Source organism: Methylobacterium sp. WL116 (genome assembly GCF_008039455.1).
In the GTDB taxonomy this organism is placed as follows: Bacteria; Pseudomonadota; Alphaproteobacteria; order Rhizobiales; family Beijerinckiaceae; genus Methylobacterium.
Genome location: NZ_VRUV01000375.1, coordinates 1 through 4,549, shown reverse-complemented (window position 1 = coordinate 4,549; position 4,549 = coordinate 1). Strand labels below are relative to the sequence as shown.

Sequence of the window (4,549 nt, the reverse complement as noted above, 5' to 3'; positions counted from 1 at the left end):
CCCCCCCCCCTTTTTTTTTTAAACCCCCCCCCCCCCCCCCACACCACAACCCTCATTGCCGCCGCCCCCTTCTTTTTTCAAAACCCCCCGGGGGCGGCCCCGCCCCCCCCCCCGCGACCAGGGCTCGGGTCAGCTCGGCGTCGTCGTAGACGAGGGCGTCGGGAAACAGCTCGGCGATCTCGTCGGCCGAGACGGCGCGGCCGGCCGAGAAGCCGGGGCGGTCGCTGTTGTGGATGTGGCTGAGCGCCAGCCAGCCGTCGTCGCCGGCGTTCTGGCGGAGGTTGTCGAGCAGCGTCGCCTTCTCGTCGAGGAAGTAGAAAGCATCGTTGCAGACGACGAGGTCCACCGGCGCGCCCGGGATCGGCCAATGCGCCGAGCCGGCATCGAAGCAGACGAGCTGCGCACCGGCGCCGACCACCCAGTGCCGGGCGACCCAGAGCTTGGCGAAGACCACGTCGGCGCCCGCGACCTTGCAGCCGCGCTGCTTCAGGGTGCGCAGGTAGTGGCCGATGCCGCAGGCGAACTCAAAGACGCAGACCGGATCGTTCCAGTGCGCTTCGAGCAGGGCAAGGCCGGCGAGATAGGTCGGGTCGCTCCACCGGTGCAGGAAGTAATCGCCGACGCGGCCCCAGCCGAGCAGGCGGACGGCATCGCGCAGGGTCGCCGTGGCGCGGCCGGCGATCAGCGCGGAGAGATCGGCCGGCTCGGCCGGCGGGCCGGTCCACCAATCGTCCTGATCGGCGAGGAGGAGCGCGAGCGCCGCGTCGCCCTCGCCGGCGTCAAGATGCGCGAGAACGCGGGCGACGAGGTCGGCGCGGCCGACCCGGAGATAGGGGATGCCGTCGACCACCGGCCAGCGCTCGCCGGCGTCGGCATCGCGCAGGGAATGCGCGGTGTCGGGCTTCAGCGCATGGCCGGTCGCGGGCGACCGCAGGTCGAAGGGAATCATCGGAACTCTGATGCCGCGGGCGCGGTCACGGCAGGAACGGCATGGCGTCGTATGTCCGTCGCGGAACGAGCGCCGCGACGTCGGTTCTACGGAATGCGCATATCCGCGAGCACGCGATCGTGGAAGCCTTTGACCGGCCCGGCATGGACCAGCTCCATCTCGTCGAGCACCGTGCCCATGGTGAGCGAGGCCGCGCGCAGGTGCTGCGCGATCTGCAGCACGCGGTCGATGCAGTCGGCCGCATGAAACGCCCGGCCTTCCGCCGTCGCGTCGTCCGGCAGCACCGCACGAGCGCGCTCGACCGATTCCCGCAGCGGGCCGTCGAGCTCGTCGAGCGCCCATTGGGTCGTCCGCGCCATGATCGGGCCGAGATGGTCGCCGAGCAGTATCTCGCCGGTGAAGCCGGCATCGGGCATCGCGGCGTTGTGGAAGTGATGCGCCATCGCGGCGAGGAACACGGTCGCCGGATCGGCCCGGTAGAACGGGCTCAGCACGACGCCGTAGACCGCGACCACGAGGCTGTGCTCGGCATGGTTCTCGGGGGGCTCGAGCAGGATGCGGGGACGCCCGGGACAAGTGACGCCCGCCCGCGGCTGCTGCGCCAGGGCCGCGACGAAACCCGGCACCGTGCCCTGCCGATGATCGGCACGATGGCGAAGCCGGTCGCGAAGCGCATCGCGCAGGTGAGGATCGAGTGCCGTCGTGACGCTGTCGAACCCCTCGACGAGGACGCCCGACACGGCCCCGTCCGGCAGGCCCGCAGCGGCCAGGAATGCGGCATCGAGATCGCACAGCCGCGTTGCGGCCAGAGCCGTCGCGGCGACGTCGAGCGCCACATCCTCGGCGGGTGCTCCGCCCGTCAGGGCACTCCAACCCTGCGCGAACAGACGCTCGGCGATGGAGCCGACGCGTCCGGCGGACCGGACGCGCTTGAGATCGTTCATCTCAACGAGCAGGTCGCGCATTTCGGCGGGCGCCGCAGGCCCGGACCCGCCGGTCGCCGGAACGCCGTCCGACATCAGCGGTCGCCGTCCAGCCAATCGAGCAGCATCTTGCCCTGCTTGCCGAAATCGTGCTCGGGACCGTGGCCGTTCTTCACCATCGGCGCCTTGAAGAAGGTCGAAAGCTGCTCCTGCACGCCGCCGTCGCCGCGCTTCTTGGCGAGGTCGAGGACGCGGGCGATCTCAATGACGAGCGGGGCTGCGAGGATCGAGTCCTTGCACAGGAAGTTGACCTTCACCTGCATGCGCTGGCCCATGAAGCCGGTGATGTCGATGTTGTCCCAGGCTTCCTTGTCGTCGCCGCGCGGGCGGTAATAGTGGATGTGGACCAAGTGATCCTCGACCGGGTAGCCGAGGATCGAGTCGAGCACCGTGCCCTTGGTGTTGATCTTCGACTGCAGCGAGGCCGGGTCGTTGAGGGCGAGGCCGTCGCGGTTGCCGAGGATGTTGGTCGAGAACCAACCGTCGACGTGAAGGGCGCGCGCCTTGAAGGCCGGTGCGAGAACCGTCTTCATCATGGTCTGGCCGGTCTTGCCGTCCTTGCCAGCCACCGGAACGTTCATCTCGGTGGCGAGCGACAGCAGCGCCGGCACGTCGGCGGCGATGCTCGGAGTGAAGTTGGCGTAGGGCACGCCGCTCTTGATCGCCGCATAGGCGTAGAGCATCGCCGGCGAGATGTGCTCGTCGCTGGTATCGAGGCCCTTCTCAAAGGCTTCGGTCGAGTTGAGCACGGCGGCGGTGAGGTCGGGCCAGCGCTCGGTGGAGGCGAGGTTCACCACCACGACCTCGTCGAGGTTGCTCTCCTGCTTGAAGCGGCGGAGGTCGGCGGCGATGATCGACACCGCCTCGCGATGGTCGGCGGCGACGATGCGATTGGCGCCGTCGATGTTCTTGCAGAACTTCGCGCTGCCCACGGCCGGCCAGGGCTGGATGCCCTTCAGCACCTGGGCACCGTTCTCGATGTCCTGCTTGGTGAGCACGCCGTGCCCCTGCGCGGCGGAGGCGAGATCGTCACCGTTCAGATCCCATCCGGCGAAGACGAGATCCTTGTAGTCGGCCATTCCGGCGACTGCGACGCCCGCGAGAGGCAGACCGTCGAGGCGGTTCGATCCGGACTTGATCATCTCGATGCCGGCGATGGCTGTGGTGGCGACGGCGCCACCCATGCCGACGAACGCAACGCCGACGCGACGACCGGTCTGCATGCTCATGGGGAGAAAATTCCTTAAACGCTTCGGACGCAGGGACTTCGAACGGGCCGATGCGGACCGCCCTGCGTGGCCCATGCTAACTGGCGCTCGGGTGCAACGTTCCAAGCCCGAATGCGACATCTTTGTGCCAACCTAGGGCTGAATGGGACCCGAACGGCTGGTTAAGAATTCGTGAAAAGAGAGCGTTAACCGCTCCTTAAGCGTGCCACGCTTGGATCACCGAGCCGTCCCATTGTGGTCACGGCATCCGGCGATAGAGCCGCCGCTTGATCGAAGCCCGGCCGATGAACGCCGCGGCACGAAAAGGACCAGCAATGGGGGTTTTCCCGGAGCCGGCGCTCTGCGCCGACGACGTGAGCCGACTCGTGCCTATCGAGTCGAATTGTGAAGTGGACACCGTGGTTTGGCTGCCGCGGGCCGTGTGCGGGACGCAGCGGAACGAGGCCGGATTTCGCCGCCCGTCCGCCCTGCGCCGCAGGAGCGCCGCGCTGGGGCTGGCCGCCCTGCTCGCCGGGTTCGTCGTGCCGCAGGCCGCCTTCGCGCCGGCGGCCTCGGCCCACGACCGGATCGACGAGCGTCCCCGCGCCGCGATCGACCTGGCCAGCGCCGGACCTTCCCACAACCCTTCCGAGTGGAGCGGCGTTCCCGTCATCGAGCAGGAACCGGCCACCAGCGCGCTGATCGCCGGCGACCTCGCCGCCCTGCCCCAGCCGTCGCCGGAGACCGACGACACCATCCGTTTCGGTAAGGTCGGCGTGCCGCGCCGGATCGTCGACACGATCCTGAAGGCCGCCGCCGCAGCGGGCGTCGACCCGGTCTACCTGATGGCGCTGGCCGACAAGGAATCCAGCTTCGCGACCGACGTGAAGGCGCAGACCTCGTCGGCCGAGGGCCTGTTCCAGTTCGTCACCGCCACCTGGCTCGAGATGATCCGCGACTTCGGCGCCCGCTACGGCCTCGACGCCGAGGCGGCCGCCGTGAAGGGCCGCGGCGCCGCGATCACCGTCGCCGCGCCGATGCGCGACCGGGTGCTGTCGCTGCGGAAGGACCCCTACGTCGCCGCGCTGATGGCGGCGGAGCTGATCAAGCGCGACCGCGGGCGCATCGAGGCGCGCGTCGGCCGGGCGCTGACCACGTCGGAGCTGTACTTCGCGCATTTCCTCGGCACGTCGAGCGCCGGGCGATTCCTGACGATGAGCGCCGACCGCCCGGACGAGGTCGCCGAGCGCGAGTTCCGCAGCGCGGCGCGGGCCAACCGGGCGCTGTTCACGCAGAAGGCCGACAAGGCCGCCGGCAAGGCGCGGCGCCACCTCACGGTGGCCGAGGTCTACGACCGGATCGACGGCATGATCGACCGGCGCCTGAGCGATCACTCGCCGTCGGGAGGC

The 4,549-nt window shown here is 69.3% G+C and carries 3 protein-coding genes and 1 pseudogene; 1 reads left to right on the top strand and 3 read right to left on the bottom strand.

The window, feature by feature from the left end:
- Nucleotides 1-115 precede the first annotated feature (115 nt).
- From FV223_RS20795 to FV223_RS20785, 3 genes and pseudogenes are all read right to left on the bottom strand, one after another.
- Nucleotides 116-949: pseudogene (locus FV223_RS20795) on the bottom strand (methyltransferase domain-containing protein); the annotation flags it as partial.
- Nucleotides 950-1,035: 86 nt separating this feature from the next.
- Nucleotides 1,036-1,914, bottom strand: coding sequence for an HD domain-containing protein (locus FV223_RS20790; RefSeq protein WP_147728788.1), 879 nt, complete (start codon nucleotides 1,912-1,914; stop codon nucleotides 1,036-1,038).
- A 53-nt stretch (nucleotides 1,915-1,967) separates the two neighbouring features.
- Nucleotides 1,968-3,161 (bottom strand): inositol-3-phosphate synthase, encoded by a 1,194-nt coding sequence (locus FV223_RS20785; RefSeq protein WP_147728787.1) that lies wholly within the window; start codon nucleotides 3,159-3,161, stop codon nucleotides 1,968-1,970.
- A 389-nt stretch (nucleotides 3,162-3,550) separates the two neighbouring features.
- On the opposite strand from FV223_RS20785, the gene FV223_RS20780 reads away from it, so the two are divergent.
- The coding region (locus FV223_RS20780) for a transglycosylase SLT domain-containing protein (RefSeq protein WP_348644813.1) at nucleotides 3,551-4,549 on the top strand (999 nt) is incomplete at its 3' end.